General features: G+C 55.7%; 15 protein-coding genes and 1 tRNA gene. 9 read left to right on the forward strand and 7 right to left on the reverse strand.

What is annotated here, in order from left to right; genetic code table 11:
* Positions 1 to 2 precede the first annotated feature (2 nt).
* Positions 3 to 1,085, reverse strand: coding sequence for a PQQ-dependent sugar dehydrogenase (locus tag ACR0LL_RS04335; protein ID WP_480584260.1), 1,083 nt, complete (start codon positions 1,083 to 1,085; stop codon positions 3 to 5).
* A gap of 169 nt (positions 1,086 to 1,254) precedes the next feature.
* Here ACR0LL_RS04335 and ACR0LL_RS04340 point away from each other — a divergent pair, with 169 nt between their 5' ends.
* The 7 genes from ACR0LL_RS04340 (at position 1,255) to ACR0LL_RS04370 (ending at position 8,169) form a co-directional block, all read left to right on the forward strand.
* The gene (locus ACR0LL_RS04340) at positions 1,255 to 2,436 is read left to right on the forward strand and encodes an ABC transporter substrate-binding protein (protein WP_209503916.1); all 1,182 of its coding nucleotides are present in this window, start codon (positions 1,255 to 1,257) and stop codon (positions 2,434 to 2,436) included.
* Between the two features lie 106 nt (positions 2,437 to 2,542).
* Positions 2,543 to 3,331: an ABC transporter ATP-binding protein gene (locus ACR0LL_RS04345; RefSeq protein ID WP_209596275.1), complete on the forward strand. Its 789-nt coding sequence runs from the start codon at positions 2,543 to 2,545 to the stop codon at positions 3,329 to 3,331.
* Between the two features lie 8 nt (positions 3,332 to 3,339).
* A complete protein-coding gene (locus ACR0LL_RS04350) occupies positions 3,340 to 4,170 on the forward strand; it encodes an ABC transporter ATP-binding protein (RefSeq protein ID WP_267366696.1) in 831 nt (276 codons plus the stop codon).
* Between the two features lie 705 nt (positions 4,171 to 4,875).
* On the forward strand, positions 4,876 to 5,205 hold the full coding sequence (locus tag ACR0LL_RS04355; protein WP_480584262.1) for a hypothetical protein: 330 nt from the start codon (positions 4,876 to 4,878) through the stop codon (positions 5,203 to 5,205).
* Positions 5,206 to 5,412: 207 nt separating this feature from the next.
* A complete protein-coding gene (locus ACR0LL_RS04360) occupies positions 5,413 to 6,423 on the forward strand; it encodes a branched-chain amino acid ABC transporter permease (protein WP_480584264.1) in 1,011 nt (336 codons plus the stop codon).
* A complete protein-coding gene (locus ACR0LL_RS04365; protein ID WP_480584266.1) occupies positions 6,420 to 7,733 on the forward strand; it encodes a branched-chain amino acid ABC transporter permease in 1,314 nt (437 codons plus the stop codon). The genes ACR0LL_RS04360 and ACR0LL_RS04365 overlap by 4 nt, the downstream gene beginning before the upstream one ends.
* 181 nt (positions 7,734 to 7,914) lie before the next feature.
* Positions 7,915 to 8,169 carry a hypothetical protein gene (locus ACR0LL_RS04370; protein ID WP_209503910.1) on the forward strand — a complete coding sequence of 85 codons (255 nt, stop codon included), beginning with the start codon at positions 7,915 to 7,917 and terminating at the stop codon, positions 8,167 to 8,169.
* Between the two features lie 32 nt (positions 8,170 to 8,201).
* Here the strand turns inward: ACR0LL_RS04370 and ACR0LL_RS04375 are convergent, their stop codons facing one another.
* Positions 8,202 to 9,749: a helicase HerA-like domain-containing protein gene (locus ACR0LL_RS04375; RefSeq protein ID WP_480584268.1), complete on the reverse strand. Its 1,548-nt coding sequence runs from the start codon at positions 9,747 to 9,749 to the stop codon at positions 8,202 to 8,204.
* A 432-nt stretch (positions 9,750 to 10,181) separates the two neighbouring features.
* Here ACR0LL_RS04375 and ACR0LL_RS04380 point away from each other — a divergent pair, with 432 nt between their 5' ends.
* Positions 10,182 to 10,760 (forward strand): invasion associated locus B family protein, encoded by a 579-nt coding sequence (locus ACR0LL_RS04380; RefSeq protein ID WP_480480900.1) that lies wholly within the window; start codon positions 10,182 to 10,184, stop codon positions 10,758 to 10,760.
* Between the two features lie 48 nt (positions 10,761 to 10,808).
* Here ACR0LL_RS04380 and ACR0LL_RS04385 read toward each other — a convergent pair whose 3' ends face one another.
* Genes ACR0LL_RS04385 through ACR0LL_RS04400 form a run of 4 tightly spaced genes read right to left on the reverse strand, consistent with a single transcriptional unit; the run spans position 10,809 to position 15,050 of the window.
* Positions 10,809 to 12,017, reverse strand: a complete 1,209-nt coding sequence (locus tag ACR0LL_RS04385; protein ID WP_267366704.1) for a beta-ketoacyl-[acyl-carrier-protein] synthase family protein — start codon at positions 12,015 to 12,017, stop codon at positions 10,809 to 10,811.
* A 9-nt stretch (positions 12,018 to 12,026) separates the two neighbouring features.
* Positions 12,027 to 12,284, reverse strand: a complete 258-nt coding sequence (locus ACR0LL_RS04390; RefSeq protein ID WP_171723262.1) for an acyl carrier protein — start codon at positions 12,282 to 12,284, stop codon at positions 12,027 to 12,029.
* A gap of 32 nt (positions 12,285 to 12,316) precedes the next feature.
* On the reverse strand, positions 12,317 to 13,408 hold the full coding sequence (locus ACR0LL_RS04395; protein WP_480584270.1) for a UDP-3-O-(3-hydroxymyristoyl)glucosamine N-acyltransferase: 1,092 nt from the start codon (positions 13,406 to 13,408) through the stop codon (positions 12,317 to 12,319).
* Positions 13,409 to 13,442: 34 nt separating this feature from the next.
* Positions 13,443 to 15,050, reverse strand: coding sequence for a L,D-transpeptidase family protein (locus ACR0LL_RS04400; protein ID WP_480584272.1), 1,608 nt, complete (start codon positions 15,048 to 15,050; stop codon positions 13,443 to 13,445).
* A gap of 353 nt (positions 15,051 to 15,403) precedes the next feature.
* Between ACR0LL_RS04400 and mepK the strand changes: the two genes are divergently transcribed.
* Positions 15,404 to 15,973 (forward strand): peptidoglycan L,D-endopeptidase MepK, encoded by a 570-nt coding sequence (gene mepK, locus ACR0LL_RS04405; protein ID WP_480584274.1) that lies wholly within the window; start codon positions 15,404 to 15,406, stop codon positions 15,971 to 15,973.
* A gap of 275 nt (positions 15,974 to 16,248) precedes the next feature.
* On the opposite strand, the gene ACR0LL_RS04410 is transcribed toward mepK, so the two are convergent.
* Positions 16,249 to 16,325 (reverse strand) — tRNA-Arg (locus ACR0LL_RS04410).
* Positions 16,326 to 16,354: the final 29 nt, after the last annotated feature.

Consider the following 16,354-nt stretch of genomic DNA (forward strand, 5'->3'; position numbering starts at 1 on the left):
GGTCACTCCGCCGGAGATATTCTGTAAATTGCCCCCTTCCCAACCGAAATAAACCAGATCGAACCGTCTGGCGCTTCGACGATATCGCGGACGCGCTCGGTTTCAGGGCTTCTGATCTGTTCGGCCTCATGCATTGGATCGCCCTGAAGTCGGGCGATATAGTCAAATTTCAAAGATCCTACGAAAACATCACCTGCCCATTGCGGCCAGAGCTTGCCGGAATAAACCAGCAGGCCGGACGGCGCGATGGAAGGATCCCAGTAGTGAGCTGGCTGTTCCAGCCTCTCTTTGGCTGTACCTTCCCCGATTTTTTCACCTGAATAATGCGTACCATAGGAGATGACGGGCCAACCATAATTCCGGCCCGCGCGGGGTTGGTTGATTTCATCTCCACCCCGCGCCCCGTGTTCCGAGGTCCAAAGTCGGCCAAGCGCGTCCAAGTCCGCGCCCTGCGGATTTCGATGGCCGTATGACCATATCTCGGGTTCGATATTCGATTGCCCGACAAAGGGGTTATCTGCCGGAACCGTCCCATCGCGGTTGATACGAATGACCGAGCCCATGGGATTGGACCGATCCTGTGCATTCTCCGCCTGCCCCCGGTCACCGAGGGTCACGAACAATGTCCCGTCCAGCGCTTCGACCACACGACTGCCAAAATGCCGACCACCCGTACCACCGGGCGATGCCTCGAAAATTACTCGGAAGTTCTGAAGGTTTTTGCCAGTCTCGGACAGGTGCGCAACCGCAACCGCAGTCCCTGCACCGTCGCCCTGAGGTTTTGCGAAGGTCAGAAAGACCTCTCGGCTTTGATTGAAATTGCGCGAAATCGTGACGTCCAGCAATCCGCCCTGCCCCAAAGCCGCAACCATTGGAACGCCTGAAACATCCCCAACTTGTCCATTTCGCACATACAGCAACCTTCCATCCCGTTCCGTGACGAGGAAGCTTTCATCGGGCAAAATGCCAACCGCCCATGGGGTCTCCAGCCCGCCGACCATTTCTTGCAGCTGGACCATCCCGGCTGAAACCGACAACGTTTGGGCTGCGGCATTCCAGGCGCAGAGTGAGAAAGACAGAATCATCGCCGTCCTGAACATTCTGGTCCCTTTCGGTGACAATCAGGGGTGAGTCCCAACAAAACAGATAGATTTTCAACCGAAAAAGACACGTTTGCGTTAGGACTTTTCTTTTCCGAACAGCTTGCCTAGGGTCGTCGCCAGAACGAATACGTTCACAACTGGGAGTAACCATATGAAAAAGCTGCTTACTGCAACTGCAGCAACTGCATTGCTGGCCGGCGCAGCCATGGCCGAAGATGTCAAACTCGGGATTTTGATCGGCTTTACCGGCCCCATTGAATCGCTGGCCCCTGCCATGGGGTCGGGTGCTGAGCTGGCAATCGCCGAAGTCAACGAATCCGGCAAGTTTATGAACGGTGCCAGCGTGGCTGGTGTACGTGCCGATACCGGCTGTATCGACAATGGTCTGTCCACCTCGAACGGCGAGCGTATGATCGCTGACGGCGTTGCAGGCATCATCGGCGGCGACTGTTCAGGTGTAACCGGCGCGATTCTGCAAAACGTTGCCATTCCAAACGGCATGGTCATGATCTCGCCTTCGGCGACCTCGCCCGGCCTGTCGACCATGGAGGACAACGGCCTGTTCTTCCGCACCGCACCGTCGGATGCGCGCGAAGGTCAGGTTATGGCTGATATCCTCAAGGATCGCGGCATCAACTCGATCGCGCTGACCTATACCAACAACGATTATGGCAAAGGTCTGGCCGATGCGATCCAGACGTCCTTCGAAGCGGTTGGCGGTGAAGTGACCATCGTTACGGCGCATGAAGACGGCAAGGCCGACTATTCGGCTGAAGTTGGCGCGCTGGCCTCGGCCGGTGGCGACATTCTGGTTGTCGCGGGTTATCTGGACCAGGGGGGTCTGGGCATCATCCAGTCGTCGCTGGACAGCGGTGCGTTTGACACCTTTGGTCTGCCCGGCGGCATGATTGGCGACTCGCTGCCCGCAAATGTCGGCCCCGACCTGAACGGCTCGTTCGGTCAGATCGCCGGGTCGGGTGGTGAAGGTGCAGAAAAGTACTTTGCACTGGCCGAAGCAGCCGGATTTGACGGTTCGTCGCCCTATTCGCCCGAATCCTATGACGCGGCAGCGCTGTTCATGTTCGCCATGCAAGCCGCCGGTTCGACCAACCCGGCAGATTACGCGGGCAAAGTTATGGACGTCGCTAACGCACCGGGTGAAAAGATCTATCCGGGTGAACTGGCTAAAGGTCTGGAACTGCTGGCCGCCGGTCAGGACATCGACTATGTCGGCGCGTCCGGTGTCGAGTTGATCGGCCCCGGCGAAAGCGCAGGTTCATACCGCGAGATCGAAGTGACCGACGGCGAAAACAAGACCGTCAACTTCCGTTGATCCCGCATATCAAACCATAAAATCAAACAGCCCGGGCCTTGTGCCCGGGCTGTTTCAATGACAAAAGGCTGCACCTCGTTTCACGGGGACAAGGCAAGGGGATACCATGATCGTCGTCGAGGACGTGCATAAGCATTTCGGCGGGTTTCACGCGGTGGACGGGGCGTCGCTGGAAATCCAAAAAGGGTCGATCACCGGCCTGATCGGGCCCAACGGGGCCGGAAAAACCACTCTGTTCAATGTAATCGCCGGTGTTTTGCCCCCGACCAGCGGCAAGGTGGTTATGGATGGTGAAGATATCACCGGCCTGCCCCCGCATGAGCTGTTTCACAAGGGTTTGCTGCGCACGTTCCAGATCGCGCATGAGTTTTCGTCGATGACCTGCCGCGAAAACCTGATGATGGTGCCCGGTGCGCAATCGGGTGAGGCGCTGTGGAATACCTGGTTCGGACGCAAGCGCATCGCTGATGAAGAGCGCGCGCTGAAAGCCAAGGCAGACGAGGTGCTGGAGTTTCTGACCATCGAACATCTGGCCGATCACAAGGCCGGTCAGGTTTCGGGCGGTCAAAAGAAACTGCTGGAACTTGGTCGTACCATGATGGTGGACGCCAAGATCGTATTTCTGGACGAGGTCGGAGCAGGCGTGAACCGCACCCTGCTGATGACCATCGCTGATACGATCCTGCGCCTGAACAAAGAGCGTGGTTATACGTTCGTCGTCATCGAGCACGACATGGATTTCATCGGCAAGATCTGCGACCCGGTCATCTGCATGGCCGAGGGTAAGGTTTTGGCCGAGGGTACTCTGGATGAGATCAAGGCAAACGAGCACGTGATCGAAGCTTATCTTGGCACCGGCCTCAAAAACAAAGACAAGCTGGAGGCCCAGACATGACCGCTGGTATGAGCGACAACCCCTATCAGGACGACAAGGGCAACAAGGACGCATCGATTACCAACACGCAAGGTATCGGAACAATGACGCCTGCCCATCGTAAAAGCGGGACGACTCATCGCGTTGAAGGCGGCCCGTTTCTGATCGGCGACACCATGACCGGCGGTTATGGCAAAGGCCCGGACATCCTGCACGACTGCACCATTGCCGTGGACAAGGGTGAGATCGCAGTCATTGTCGGCCCCAACGGTGCGGGCAAGTCAACGGCGATGAAGGCCGTGTTTGGGATGCTGGATGTGCGCGCCGGCTCTGTACGCCTGGACGGCGAGGATATCACCAGCCTCACCCCACAAGACCGTGTGATCCGCGGTATGGGCTTTGTTCCTCAGACATCGAACATTTTCACCTCGATGACTGTCGAGGAAAATCTGGAAATGGGTGCCTTTATCCGTCACGACGATTTCTCGGACACAATGGAGCAGGTCTATGATCTGTTCCCAATTCTGCGTGACAAACGCAACCAACCTGCCGGCGAACTGTCTGGCGGTCAGCGCCAACAGGTTGCCGTGGGTCGCGCGCTGATGACGCAACCCAAGGTCCTGATGCTGGACGAGCCCACCGCAGGTGTCTCACCCATCGTGATGGATGAGCTTTTTGACCGCATCATCGAGGTCGCACGCACCGGCCTGCCGATCCTGATGGTTGAACAAAACGCCCGCCAGGCGCTGGAGATTGCCGATAAGGGATATGTGCTGGTTCAGGGGCGAAACGCCTATACCGGTACGGGCAAGGAATTGCTGGCCGATCCGGAAGTGCGGAAGAGTTTCTTGGGCGGTTGAGGATTAGGTTTTTTCTCGTATTTCCGATGGCTTGGCTACTCCAAGCATCCGTTCTTTGGGCAGCTTGGGACCAATACGGATTCCCGACAAATTGTAGCATGTACGCTGCGTGTGAAGAACAAGTGTGCGCGCGGGCAAGTTTGCCGCTTTCTTCGCTTTTTTTGAGCCGTGAGAACAACGACTATTTTCTGGAATAAAGTGAAGATCGACGTGTCAAACTAGGGTACTTTGAAAATTACGCTCAGGCCAAAACATACATTAAACAAAATCCTAAACCCGACTATTTTATCGTTATCGTGCCCAACGGTGAAATTGCTGACGCGTTTGGTATGAACCTCGTCCCGATAAGTAACTGGGGTCACAATGCGTTTCTGTCTAATCGAATGACAAAAATTAGTTGCAGCGCCATTCATGGGGGTTTGTACTAAGGAATTCTTCGACGTCCTTGTGACGCTCGCCAACTTCGTTCTTGTTCCCGCAATCGACTGAAGCCACCAGTCTTGCAAAACATGCAGATTGATCTCGGTATCCAACAGTCTCATGTCCTCGATCACCATCCCAACAATTCCACGCCTCGGCTGCAATCCGGTCACATTGGGCGTTTAGCGCCGGGCACTGTGAAGGAAACGGTTTCCCGGTCAAACAACTCAAGTTCCGTGAAATCAAGCGAACCTTCTGAATGAAAAACCTGTTCAGGACACAAAAATGAAAAAATGGATGTGGGTGGCCGTCGCCACTTTGTGCACAACCGCAGCAACTGCGGAAGAGCGCCACTTTGTCTGCGTTTCAGACCGCGACGGCAGTGAAGTGCGCCTCAAACGGGCGTCGGAAGGAGACAAGGGCATCATCGAAACTACACGTGTTTCTGGCGATGCGATGGTCTTCAAAGGCGTTGGCAACATGACGTTTGTCTATATCCAGGGCGATGAGGTCATGACCTTTGTCGTGAACTATGACGACATGACCTTTGATCTCTCGATCAAAGGCCCCAACGCGGGGACTGATCGCGGCGCTTGTACTGAAACAAACGCCTGAGCCTCCTTCCGACCATCTCGACCACGCACCGGAATTGACCGGTGCGTGACTGAGCCGAGCTTGATGTGGAAAGTCCGTCCTTCTTGAAAGTTTTTCTAGGGTTTTTTCGCTACCAGCAGGAAAATATCACGATAAATCGCGTGCAAAACATTGTGCCCGCGCAGACCGTTATGCCATAAGGTCGCACCCGGACAGTGAGAAGAAATAATGGACTTACTCAACGCGCTTGTTGCGCTTGCCAACTTTGTCATCGTGCCTGCGATTGCCTATGGCAGCCAGCTGGCATTGGGAGCGCTTGGCGTGACCCTGATCTACGGCATCCTGCGGTTTTCGAACTTTGCCCATGGTGACACCATGGCCTTTGGGGCGATGATCGCTGTGCTTGTCACTTGGGGCTTACAGGCCGCTGGTGTCAGCTTTGGGCCGTTGCCGACTGCCCTGCTCGCCCTGCCCTTTGCCATCCTTGGCTGCATCCTGCTGGTGTTGGTCACGGACAGGCTGGTCTACCGCTTTTACCGCGAACAAAAGGCCAAGCCGGTTATCCTTGTGATCGTATCAATGGGTGTAATGTTCATCATGAACGGTTTGGTGCGCTTTATCATCGGGCCGGATGACCAAAAGTTTTCGGACGGTGCAAGATTCCTGATATCCGCGCGGGACTTCAAATCCATGACGGGCCTACAAGAGGGGCTGGCGATCAAGACCTCACAAGGGATTACACTGATAGTGGCCGTTATTGCCGTGGCCTTGTTGTTCTGGTTCCTCAATAAAACACGAACCGGGAAATCGATGCGCGCCTATTCCGACAACGAGGATCTGGCGCTTTTGTCCGGCATCAACCCTGAACGTGTTGTGATGATCACCTGGATCATCGTGGCCGCCTTGGCGACCACAGCGGGTGTTCTTTACGGGTTGGACAAGAGCTTTAAACCCTTCGTCTATTTCCAGCTTCTGCTGCCGATTTTCGCTTCGGCCATCGTGGGTGGCCTTGGTAACCCACTGGGCGCAATTGCAGGCGGGTTCATCATCGCGTTTTCCGAGGTGACGATCACCTATGCCTGGAAAAAAGTACTGACCTATGTGGCCCCCGAAAACCTGGAGCCGTCCGGATTGGTCCAGCTCCTGTCCACCGATTACAAATTCGCTGTCAGCTTTGTCATCCTGCTGATCGTGCTTCTGTTTAAGCCCACGGGCCTGTTCAAGGGGAAAGCAGTATGACCGAATCTGTCAAAAACACTCTGCTTTTCATTGCTGTTGGCAGTCTCATTTTGCTGACCGGTTTCACGCAAAGCTGGAACACTGCCGTTCTGATCCTGAACATGGGGCTGATCTCGGCCATCATGGCGATCGGTGTGAACCTGCAATGGGGCTTTGCGGGCCTGTTTAACGTAGGGGTCATGGGCTTCGTCGCGCTGGGCGGTCTGGCCGTGGTTCTGGTTTCGACAGAGCCTACTCCGGGTGCTTGGGGCGCTGGCGGTTTTGGTATCGTTCTGTCCTTGCTACTGGGGGCTGCCACCGTTGTTGCAGCCGTACTGGTGGCAACAAGATTGCCCAAAGGCCGGGTGCAGACGCTCACAATAATCACTGTCCTTATCGTCGGCTTCTTCCTCTACCGGGCCGTGTTCGACCCCAATGTTGCCGCGGTCGAGGCCATTGACCCGGCGATTGCCGGTAACATCGGTGGACTGAACCTGCCCGTTCTGCTGGCCTGGCCTGCCGGAGGTCTGCTGGCTGCCGGGGCGGCGTGGCTGATTGGCAAAACCGCGCTAGGGCTGCGGTCAGATTATCTGGCGATTGCCACTCTGGGTATCGCCGAGATTATTATCGCCGTCATGAAGAACGAGGACTGGCTGGCCCGCGGCGTGAAGAACGTCTATGGCATCCCGCGTCCCTCCCCGGTTGTCGGTTATGAAGTTGACTTGCAGCAAGATCCGGCTTTTCTTGCCCGCGCCGAATGGCTGGGGCTGGATCCGGTCACTGCATCCACCCTCTCGGTGAAACTTGGGTATTCGCTGCTGTTCATGCTGGTTCTTCTGGTGCTGCTCTGGATGGCGCAAATGGCGCTGAAAAGCCCGTGGGGCCGTATGATGCGCGCAATCCGCGACAATGAAATTGCAGCCGAAGCGATGGGCAAGGACGTCACCCGTCGCCACTTGCAGATTTTCGTATTAGGATCGGCCATTTGCGGCATCGCAGGCGCGATGATGACCACTCTGGACGGACAGCTGACGCCGGGCACCTACAATCCGCTGCGCTTTACCTTCCTGGTTTGGGTCATGGTGATCGTTGGCGGTTCAGGCAACAACTTCGGGGCCGTTTTGGGTGCGTTCCTGATATGGTTCTTGTGGGTTCAGGTCGAACCGATTGGCTTGTGGTTGATGAGTGTTATCACTGCAGGCTTGCCGGATGGCAGCGCGCTGAAGGCACATCTTATTGATAGTGCCGCACATATGCGTCTGTTCACGATGGGCCTGATCCTGTTGATTGTTCTCAGATTCAGCCCAAGGGGTCTGATCCCCGAGAAATAGGTCCGCGCCACGTTCCAATGCGCAAAACCGCGCCACTTATCTGGCGCGGTTTCTTGAATCTTAAGGTTTTTCTGAATAAACGAACCCACCACAGTGTTTTCGATTTGCGGCAGGTTGCTGGCACTCACCCTCGCCTATGCCGTTTCAATCGATCAACAAGACGAGTAGATAAGAGTAGAAAATGAAAGCACCACATCTGAAATCACTCATTCTGTTTCCGGCTATTGCGGTTGCGGTATCCGCTTGTGTCCCCAGCCCCGAAGATCTTGAGACGACGCCCGTCAAGGTTCAGACACCTAAAGGTGTCGTGACCTGTCAGTTGTATCGTCAGGATCGCGTGACCTGGGACCGTGCAATCGACTTCCCAGCCACGAAGATGTCTGTTCCCGAGGCTGACGCCTATTGTCGCCAGGAAGGCCAACGCCGACTGAAGTAAACGCTGTAGCGCCCACCAAGGACGCTACGTTTTTACCTGTTGCGAAACAATCCGCCGAGGATACCGCGCACGATCCGGCGCCCGGTTGTGCCCTTAAGCTCTTTGATCACCGCTTCGGTCATTGCCGTGGCAAACGTGTCCTGCTTGCGCTCACCCCGGGAGGAGGACCGGCCGACCCGGCTGCCCGAATATCTGCGGGCCGAAGAGTATTCGCGTTCGATCGGCGATTGCGCTTCAAGAACTTCGTCGGACTCGGCCCGTTCCGCTGCAATGGCCGCAGCTTGGGCCCGCGCCTGAAGAATCTCGAAGGCAGATTTTCGATCTATGCTCTTGTCGTATTTCCCTGACATCGCTGAGGCGGCAAGGATATCCCGGCGTTCGGCATCTGAAATAGGCCCCAGCTGAGATCCCGGCGGCCGAATAAGTGTACGCTCGACCACGCCCGGAACACCTTTCTTTTGCAGCATGGAAGTGACGGCCTCCCCCACACCGACTTCGCGAATTGCCGTTTCCGTGTCAAAAGTCGGGTTCTCGCGATAGGTTTCAGCGGCCAGCCGTAGGTTCTTTCTGTCCCGCGCCGTGAATGCCCTTAATGCGTGCTGTATACGGTTGCCCAGCTGTCCAAGAATATCTTCCGGGATATCACCGGGGCTCTGAGTGATGAAGTATACACCCACACCCTTTGAACGGATCAGGCGGGCGACCTGTTCGACCTTGTCCACCAGAACCTTTGGCGCATCGTCGAACAACAGATGGGCTTCGTCAAAAAAGAACACCAGCTTTGGTTTTTCGGGGTCTCCGACCTCTGGCAGCTCTTCGAACAGTTCACTCAACAGCCACAACAGGAACGTTGCATATAGCCGTGGGGCTGCCATCAGCTGGTCTGATGCCAGAATGTTCACCATCCCCTGCCCGGCTTCGTCAGTTCGCATCAGATCGGCCAGATCCAGCGCCGGTTCGCCAAACAATTTTGTTCCGCCCTGATTCTCGAGGACCAACAGACGTCGCTGGATTGCCCCGATTGATGACGTGGATACATTGCCATATCGCAATGACAGTTGCGCCCGATTCTCTCCTATCCAGACCAGCAGCGCCTGTAGGTCCTTAAGGTCCAGCAACGGCATCCCTTCTTCGTCGGCCACGCGGAATACGATATTTAGGATACCTTCCTGCGCCTCGCTCAACTCCAGTAACCGCGACAGCAACAGCGGGCCCATTTCTGTCACCGTCGTACGCACGGGATGGCCCTGTTCACCGAACAAATCCCAGAATGTCACCGGGCACGCAGAATAGGCAAAATCCTCGAACCCGATCCGGCTGGCCCGGTCCTGAAAGGCCTGATGCAGTTTGTGGGCCTCGCTTCCGGGAAGGGCCAGACCAGACAGATCCCCTTTCACATCCGAGAGGAATACCGGGACACCCGCCTGAGAAAAACCTTCTGCAAGAATCTGCAATGTCACGGTTTTGCCGGTACCAGTTGCCCCGGCAATCAACCCGTGGCGGTTGGCATATTTCAAAGCCAGTTCCTGCGGCTGGCCATAGTTTTTACCGCCACCGCCCAAAAAGATATTCGTGCCCATTAACATTGCCTTATTGTTCACCGATCTGCCGCCAGCATACAAAGTTAACATTTGACTGCGATAGTCTATTTGCCTTGCATTGCGGGGCAGACTTCCTCCCTGTCGACTGGCCGTGCCTGCTGGCACGGCCTTTTTGGTTTGGCCATCGGATTATTATTCTGGCGCATAGATTAAAAAATGAGGATAGCTGTTGACCCGTGTGCGCCCCTTCCGTAGGGTTTGCGCATAAATAAGTCGGCCAGTCCGACGGGGAGAAACTTATGGGGAAGGGAGCTGGTCGAACAGCTCCCTTTTTCTAACCTCCGAAGGTGCGGTTCCAGGCCTCAGGCAAGAATCCGTTCACGTTCAAAAAGGCTGTTCTGTTAGTGCCTGACACTGGTTCAGAAGAGTGTTAAACGAAGCAAAAAGATCAATCATCAACCCGAGGCATTCATGTTCAAGAAAATCCTCTCGTTCAACACGGTCGCCGCTGTTCTGCTATCCGGCGCAGCGTATGCACAAGACACAACCACAACCGCGCCAGACGCCGGTCTGGACCTTGGTCAGGAAGGCCCCCGGGTCGGAGAACAGTTCGTAAAGGAAGAATTCGGCGATTGGGACGTATCCTGTATCAAGGCACAGGAAGGCGAGGATCCTTGCGCCATCGTTCAGGTTCTGGAGGGTAAAAATGGGGATCCGATCGCAGAAGTATCCATCGGGAAACTGCCGGAAGGTGGTGCCGCCGTTGCTTGGGCAAATGTGATCGTACCCCTCGAAACTTTGCTGCAAGCGCAACTGGCCCTGTCAATCGATGGCGCGCCGCGTAAGTTGTACAACTATCACCAATGCGTTCCCGTGGGCTGCATCGCGCAACTGGGTCTAAGCCAAGGGGATATCGACGCGATGAAAGCTGGTACCAAAGCGACGTTTTCACTGGTTCCCGCCCGTTTCCCGGATCAGGTTCTTGAAATGGACATGTCGCTCTCCGGCTTCACATCGGGCTTTGACGCTCTGAACGTCAACACAAACTAAGAAAAAACATCCGTGGAAGCCGCCGTATTAACAACGGCGGCTTTTTCACTAAACCCGCTTCAGGGCCAGTACGGCATTCAACCCACCAAAGGCGAATGCGTTGCTAAGCGCGACGTCGACCTTTGCTTCGCGTGCTTCGTTCGGTACCACGTCCAACGCGCATTCCGGGTCCGGTTCCTCATATCCAATCGTCGGTGCAATGACACCGTCCCGCAGTGCCATGATGCAGGCCAGCAGCTCAACAGCTCCGGTCCCGCCTATCAGGTGGCCGTGCATGGACTTCGTGGACGATATCATCAGATCGTCTGCGTGCGGCCCAAACACGTCGGCCACGGCTGCGCATTCGGTTTTGTCATTTGCAGCTGTTCCGGTACCATGCGCGTTGATATAACCCACATCTTTTGCGTTCAGCTTCGCATCGGCCAAGGCACCGGCCATGGCACGCGCGGCCCCTTGTTTGCTGGGCATCACAATGTCCGAGGCATCCGATGACATGGCAAAGCCGACAACTTCGCACAGTATTTCGGCCCCTCGGGCGCGGGCGTGTTCGTATTCCTCAAAGACAAAGACGCCAGCCCCTTCGCCCTGCACCATTCCGTTGCGGTTGGCACTGAACGGGCGGCACGCGTCTTTCGACATCACGCGCAGACCTTCCCAGGCTTTTACACCGCCGAAACACAACATAGATTCGGACCCGCCCGTAACCATGACCGGAGCCGCGCCACTACGCACCATCTGAAAAGCCTGAGCCATCGCATGGTTTGATGACGCACATGCCGTCGACACGGTGAAACTGGGGCCCTTCAGGTTGTGTTCCATTGAGACATGACTGGCGGCTGCATTATTCATGAGCTTTGGAACGACAAAGGGGTGTACCCTGTTCTTCCCGTCCTCATAAACGGAACGGTAATTGTCATCCCAGGTTGAAACACCACCGCCTGCGGTCCCCAGAACGACGCCTGATCTGGCCGCCAGTTCGCCGTGAAATTCGATACCCGACTGTTCAATCGCCTCTTTGGCTGCCGTCAGGGTGAATTGGGTGAAGCGGTCGTACAGCGACATCTGCTGTCGGTTGAACCGCCCTTCCGCCTCGAAACCCCGGACCTGTCCGCCGATCTTGATGGCCAACCGATCAACATCCCGGAATTCAAGTTCCGAAATACCACAACGACCTTCGCGCATTGCTTCCAGCGTGTCAGGGACCGAATGGCCCAGCGAATTGATCGTACCTGCTCCGGTAATGACAACGCGTTTCATGAGCGTGTGTCAGACCTTTTCCGACACAAGCTTTTCGATCCCAGAGATGATCGCGGCCACATTGGAGATATCGAAGTCATTGGCCTCGGGCTCGTTGGCATTGAAAGGAATCGAAATGTCGAACTCTTCCTCGATGGCAAATATGCTTTCGACCAGCCCGAGGCTGTCGATACCCAGATCTTCCAGCGTGCTTTCGGGCGTTACATCCGATGGCTCCAGAACGGCCTGCTCTGCAATGATCGCGATGACGCGGTCGCTGATGCTCATGTCGATCCCCTGATTATCAGTTTGAGGTTGATTTAATCGCTCGGGGTCTGTTTGAAAACAGCCTTTTTCAATGCCTCGACGTCGCGTGCCATACGGGGCAAACGCCGTTGTGCCTTGTAGATGTCCGTATGCGTTTCCATTTTGACGCCGGGATACCCCATGATCACGCGACCAGCGGGCACGTTGGACAGTATCTTGGTGCCGCCTCCGGCAATAACCCCATCCCCGATGAATATGTTGTCGACAACGCCGGTCTGACCGCCCAGAACCACGTTGTTTCCGATCTCAACCGAACCCGACACACCAGTCTGACCGCACAACAGGCAGTCCTGACCGACTCGGGTGTTGTGCCCGACATGGACCAGGTTATCCAACTTGGAACCGTGGCCAATATACGTATTTCGGATCGTGCCATTGTCGATTGTGCAATTCGCACCAATTTCGACGTCATCACCGATTTCCACAGCGCCCAGCGAATGAATGCGCAGCCAGCTCTGAGCTTTGGCCTCACCCTGATCGCCCATTGTCTTGCGTACATTTTCGACGCCCGAGACTTCGGGTGTTACAAAACTGAACCCGTCCCCGCCGATCCGGGCACCGGGTTGCGCAATAAAACGATCTCCGATCTGCGCCCGTGCGCCAATGCTGACCATTTCGCGCAACACTGCCTGGTCGCCCAATATGGCGTCCATTCCCACCGCGCAATGTGCCCCTATGACAGAGCCCGCGCCGATCCGGGCGCGCGCGCCCACAACAACCAACGGACCAATCGCCACATCCAGACCAATTTCAGCGGTCGGGTCGATCACGGCCGAGGGGTGAATCCCCGGTTCGACACCCTGCCCCCGGTCCAGCATGGAAGTGATGCCAGCCATCGCCATACGGGGACGTTTTACAAAAATCGCCGCACGCAATCCCATCGCCTGCCAGTCGGCCCCTTCCCATAGGACGGCCGCACGAGCGGCTCCGTTGGTAAGCGCCTCGGCGTATTTCGGAGACATAGCCATCGCCAGATCTGTCGGGCCTGCATCGCCCGGTTCGGCGGCGCGCACAATCGTCAGGCCGCCATCGCCCTGACATTCGGCACCCAGAGACTCGGCGATCTGTTGTACGGTAAACTGCATGGCGGGCTTCCTTTTGGCAGGATTTGCCCTGTGCTTATCCCTGAACGTCCGGCAGGGCCACCCCTGCCTTTTGCAAGGCTTCCCAAATCTTGCCGTCCCGCCCATAGACATCGCGACGATACTGCACTTCGCCTTTGGGCCCGACATAGGCCGTGCGGTAAATCAGATGCACCGGAACTTTCTGTTCCAAATTAACTTTGGTCTCTTTTCCGGTGTTCAGAACGCGATGGAAGAATGCCTTTGGATCTTCCTCTTGTTTGGCCAGCAAGGCGTATGCAAATTCAAAGGGCTGGGCCAAGCGGATACACCCATGTGAAAAGGCCCGAACCTCACGCGAGAACAGGTTTTTCTGTGGAGTATCATGAAGATAGATGTTGTGCTTATTGGGGAACATGAACTTCACCAGACCCAGCGCATTGCTTTGACTGGGCGGTTGACGCATTGCGAAGGGAAAATTTCTGGTCGTGAACTGGGTAAAGTCAACCGCACCCCGATCGACCTGCCTGCCGCTTCTGTCAGTAATCAGAATATGGCCCACGGAATTCGGGTTTGATTGCAGTTTCGGCAGGTATTCCTTGGTCACAATCGAGCGGGGAACATGCCAGCTTGGGTTGATCACCATATGCTCCATCTCATCCGAAAATTCCGGACTTCTGCGATCATGCACATTTTTACCGATGACTGCGCGGGTTTCAAAAGTGACTTGCCCGTCGTCCACGATCTTGGCCGTGAAATCGGCTTGGTTCACAAGGATATGGCGCGTGCCGCGTTCCCGAGGCAGCCAGCGTTCGCGTTCCAACGCAACGTAAACGGCTTTTAACCGGTCTGTGGCTGGACGGTTAATTTCGGCAATCGTCCCCTTGCCCGCCACACCATCGGTTTCAAGCCCATGCGCGGATTGAAAGGCACGAACGCCTTCAAGCAACGCGCTGTCGAAAGACGGGCTGGCGGACGGTTTCATGTAACCCATCACCACCAGACGGTCGCGCAGCTTGACAACATTCGGTCCCGTGTCGCCGTATTCCAGTTTGCTTTCGGGAACTGTTGGCCCCCATCCCCCTTGAAACACAAGCTTTTCCAAGGACAACTTCTGCTTCATCAATGCGCGGTATTGATGTGATTGCGGCGCCAAGACTGTAAAGTAGGCCGCGCCTTGAGTGCTTATTCCCTGCAAATGCTCAACAGTGCTGCGTCGTTCTACGGACCGAACCAGCCCATCATCCACACTGCCGGGCCGGATTGCGCCCGCATAAAGCGCGTCAGCATATTCGACAAAGATACGGCTAAGTTCTGCTTCAACCGCACCGAGATCGCGCGCCGAACGGGCCCTTTCCATCTTTTCCATCATGGCAGCAACAATTGGCTCGGCCTGTGGAAGGCCGTGCAGATGCCCAGTCGTAAGCGCCTTGATCAGCGCCGCCCGGCGTTGAGTGTGTTCAGGCGTATCGCCGACCCAAAGCGGCGAAAATCCGTTCGCCCGGTAGAACTCAACCAGTTGCGGCGCCTGCTGAGTATGTTCAGCCATCGCCATCTGAAACGCAGTTCCTGGCGCAGCTTCGGACGACGCATTGGCGACGGATGCGGTAGCAACGAAACACGCGGCAAACAGGATGCTGGTACTGGTGCGGAGAACAGAAAACATAGGATAGCCTTGGAATTCAATAGGTTGAACTGGTGATTTATACGTCGAACAACTATGCAGTCGCGCCAGAACGCTTGTCCACTCACGATATCCTTACCAAATCGCTTCTTCGTGGGCCTGATGCGCGTTTGCATCGGCTGCGCGGCCCAAAGCCCACAACTGCGAAATATTTGTGATGCTCTGTGACAAATGCGCAAAAAACTGCCGAAAATTCCCCCTTGAAAAGGTGAAGATGAAACACTTCTTGGCCGTCGATTCCGATTGTGCCATAAATCCCGCATCTGGGATGGGAATAATTAAGACAGTGCACGTAACATCGTGTGCAGGCAGGAACAGTACGGGACGAAACCAAAATGACTGAGAGCAGTTCCTCGGGCTTGACCCGACGTGCCCTATTGGGAGCGTTTGCAGCAACGGCAGTCGCAGCAGCCCCCACCTACTCCAACGCAGCAGGCTTTTTACGCGGTGGCGGCGACATCCGTCGCATTCGTATGTATTCCGGTCGCACTGGCGAACGGTTGGATATGATCTATTGGGTCGATGGTAAGTATATCAAAGACGCTGTCAAAGAAGTGAACAACTTCATGCGTGATTGGCGCACAGATCAGGTAAAATCCATCGATTTACGCACGATTGATATCATGGCGGCATCACACAGCCTGCTGGATGTCAACGAACCCTACATGCTGTTGTCCGGCTATCGCTCACCTCAGACCAACGCAATGCTGCGTTCCCGGTCCCGCCGTGTGGCGCGCAACTCGCTTCACATGGAAGGGCAAGCAGCTGATTTGCGCCTTGCCTCCCGCTCGGTATCGCAGATGGCCAAGGCGGCGATGTCGTGCCGCGCAGGCGGTGTTGGTCAGTATTATGGATCGAACTTCGTACACATGGATTGCGGCGTGGTTCGCACCTGGCGCGGGTAAAACCTGAACACATCGGTTCTGTTTGGAACTTTTGACTGACTGAGTTTCCCACTCGGTTTTCTAACATTCGTGGCGATTGGCGGCAGAGCCGCCAAATCAGCTACTACAATAACTCCCGATACCCGACAGCGAATCCCTCCCTCAAATACTGCAACTCAGCAGTATTTTTGCACTCATGGGCCGTTGTGATGACTGCACGATCAACGCATTAAGCAATCCAATCGACAAGTCCACTGTTCAGGGCTTCCGATTTCAATCCGACGTTGAATATTGGGTGGCGCACCTGAGAGGATTCGAACCTCTGGCCTCTGCCTTCGGAGGGCAGCGCTCTATCCAGCTGAGCTACAGGTGCCTTGGCCGTTAGCTAACCTTGTTCCAATC

This window comes from Ruegeria sp. AI2 (assembly GCF_056541275.1).

Coding starts and splice junctions, on each gene's coding strand:
- ACR0LL_RS04335 (WP_480584260.1), bottom strand. CDS start 1,085: ATGATTCTGTCTTTCTCACTCTGCGCCTGGAATGCCGCAGCCCAAACG.
- ACR0LL_RS04340 (WP_209503916.1), top strand. CDS start 1,255: ATGAAAAAGCTGCTTACTGCAACTGCAGCAACTGCATTGCTGGCCGGC.
- ACR0LL_RS04345 (WP_209596275.1), top strand. CDS start 2,543: ATGATCGTCGTCGAGGACGTGCATAAGCATTTCGGCGGGTTTCACGCG.
- ACR0LL_RS04350 (WP_267366696.1), top strand. CDS start 3,340: ATGAGCGACAACCCCTATCAGGACGACAAGGGCAACAAGGACGCATCG.
- ACR0LL_RS04355 (WP_480584262.1), top strand. CDS start 4,876: ATGAAAAAATGGATGTGGGTGGCCGTCGCCACTTTGTGCACAACCGCA.
- ACR0LL_RS04360 (WP_480584264.1), top strand. CDS start 5,413: ATGGACTTACTCAACGCGCTTGTTGCGCTTGCCAACTTTGTCATCGTG.
- ACR0LL_RS04365 (WP_480584266.1), top strand. CDS start 6,420: ATGACCGAATCTGTCAAAAACACTCTGCTTTTCATTGCTGTTGGCAGT.
- ACR0LL_RS04370 (WP_209503910.1), top strand. CDS start 7,915: ATGAAAGCACCACATCTGAAATCACTCATTCTGTTTCCGGCTATTGCG.
- ACR0LL_RS04375 (WP_480584268.1), bottom strand. CDS start 9,749: ATGGGCACGAATATCTTTTTGGGCGGTGGCGGTAAAAACTATGGCCAG.
- ACR0LL_RS04380 (WP_480480900.1), top strand. CDS start 10,182: ATGTTCAAGAAAATCCTCTCGTTCAACACGGTCGCCGCTGTTCTGCTA.
- ACR0LL_RS04385 (WP_267366704.1), bottom strand. CDS start 12,017: ATGAAACGCGTTGTCATTACCGGAGCAGGTACGATCAATTCGCTGGGC.
- ACR0LL_RS04390 (WP_171723262.1), bottom strand. CDS start 12,284: ATGAGCATCAGCGACCGCGTCATCGCGATCATTGCAGAGCAGGCCGTT.
- ACR0LL_RS04395 (WP_480584270.1), bottom strand. CDS start 13,408: ATGCAGTTTACCGTACAACAGATCGCCGAGTCTCTGGGTGCCGAATGT.
- ACR0LL_RS04400 (WP_480584272.1), bottom strand. CDS start 15,050: ATGTTTTCTGTTCTCCGCACCAGTACCAGCATCCTGTTTGCCGCGTGT.
- mepK (WP_480584274.1), top strand. CDS start 15,404: ATGACTGAGAGCAGTTCCTCGGGCTTGACCCGACGTGCCCTATTGGGA.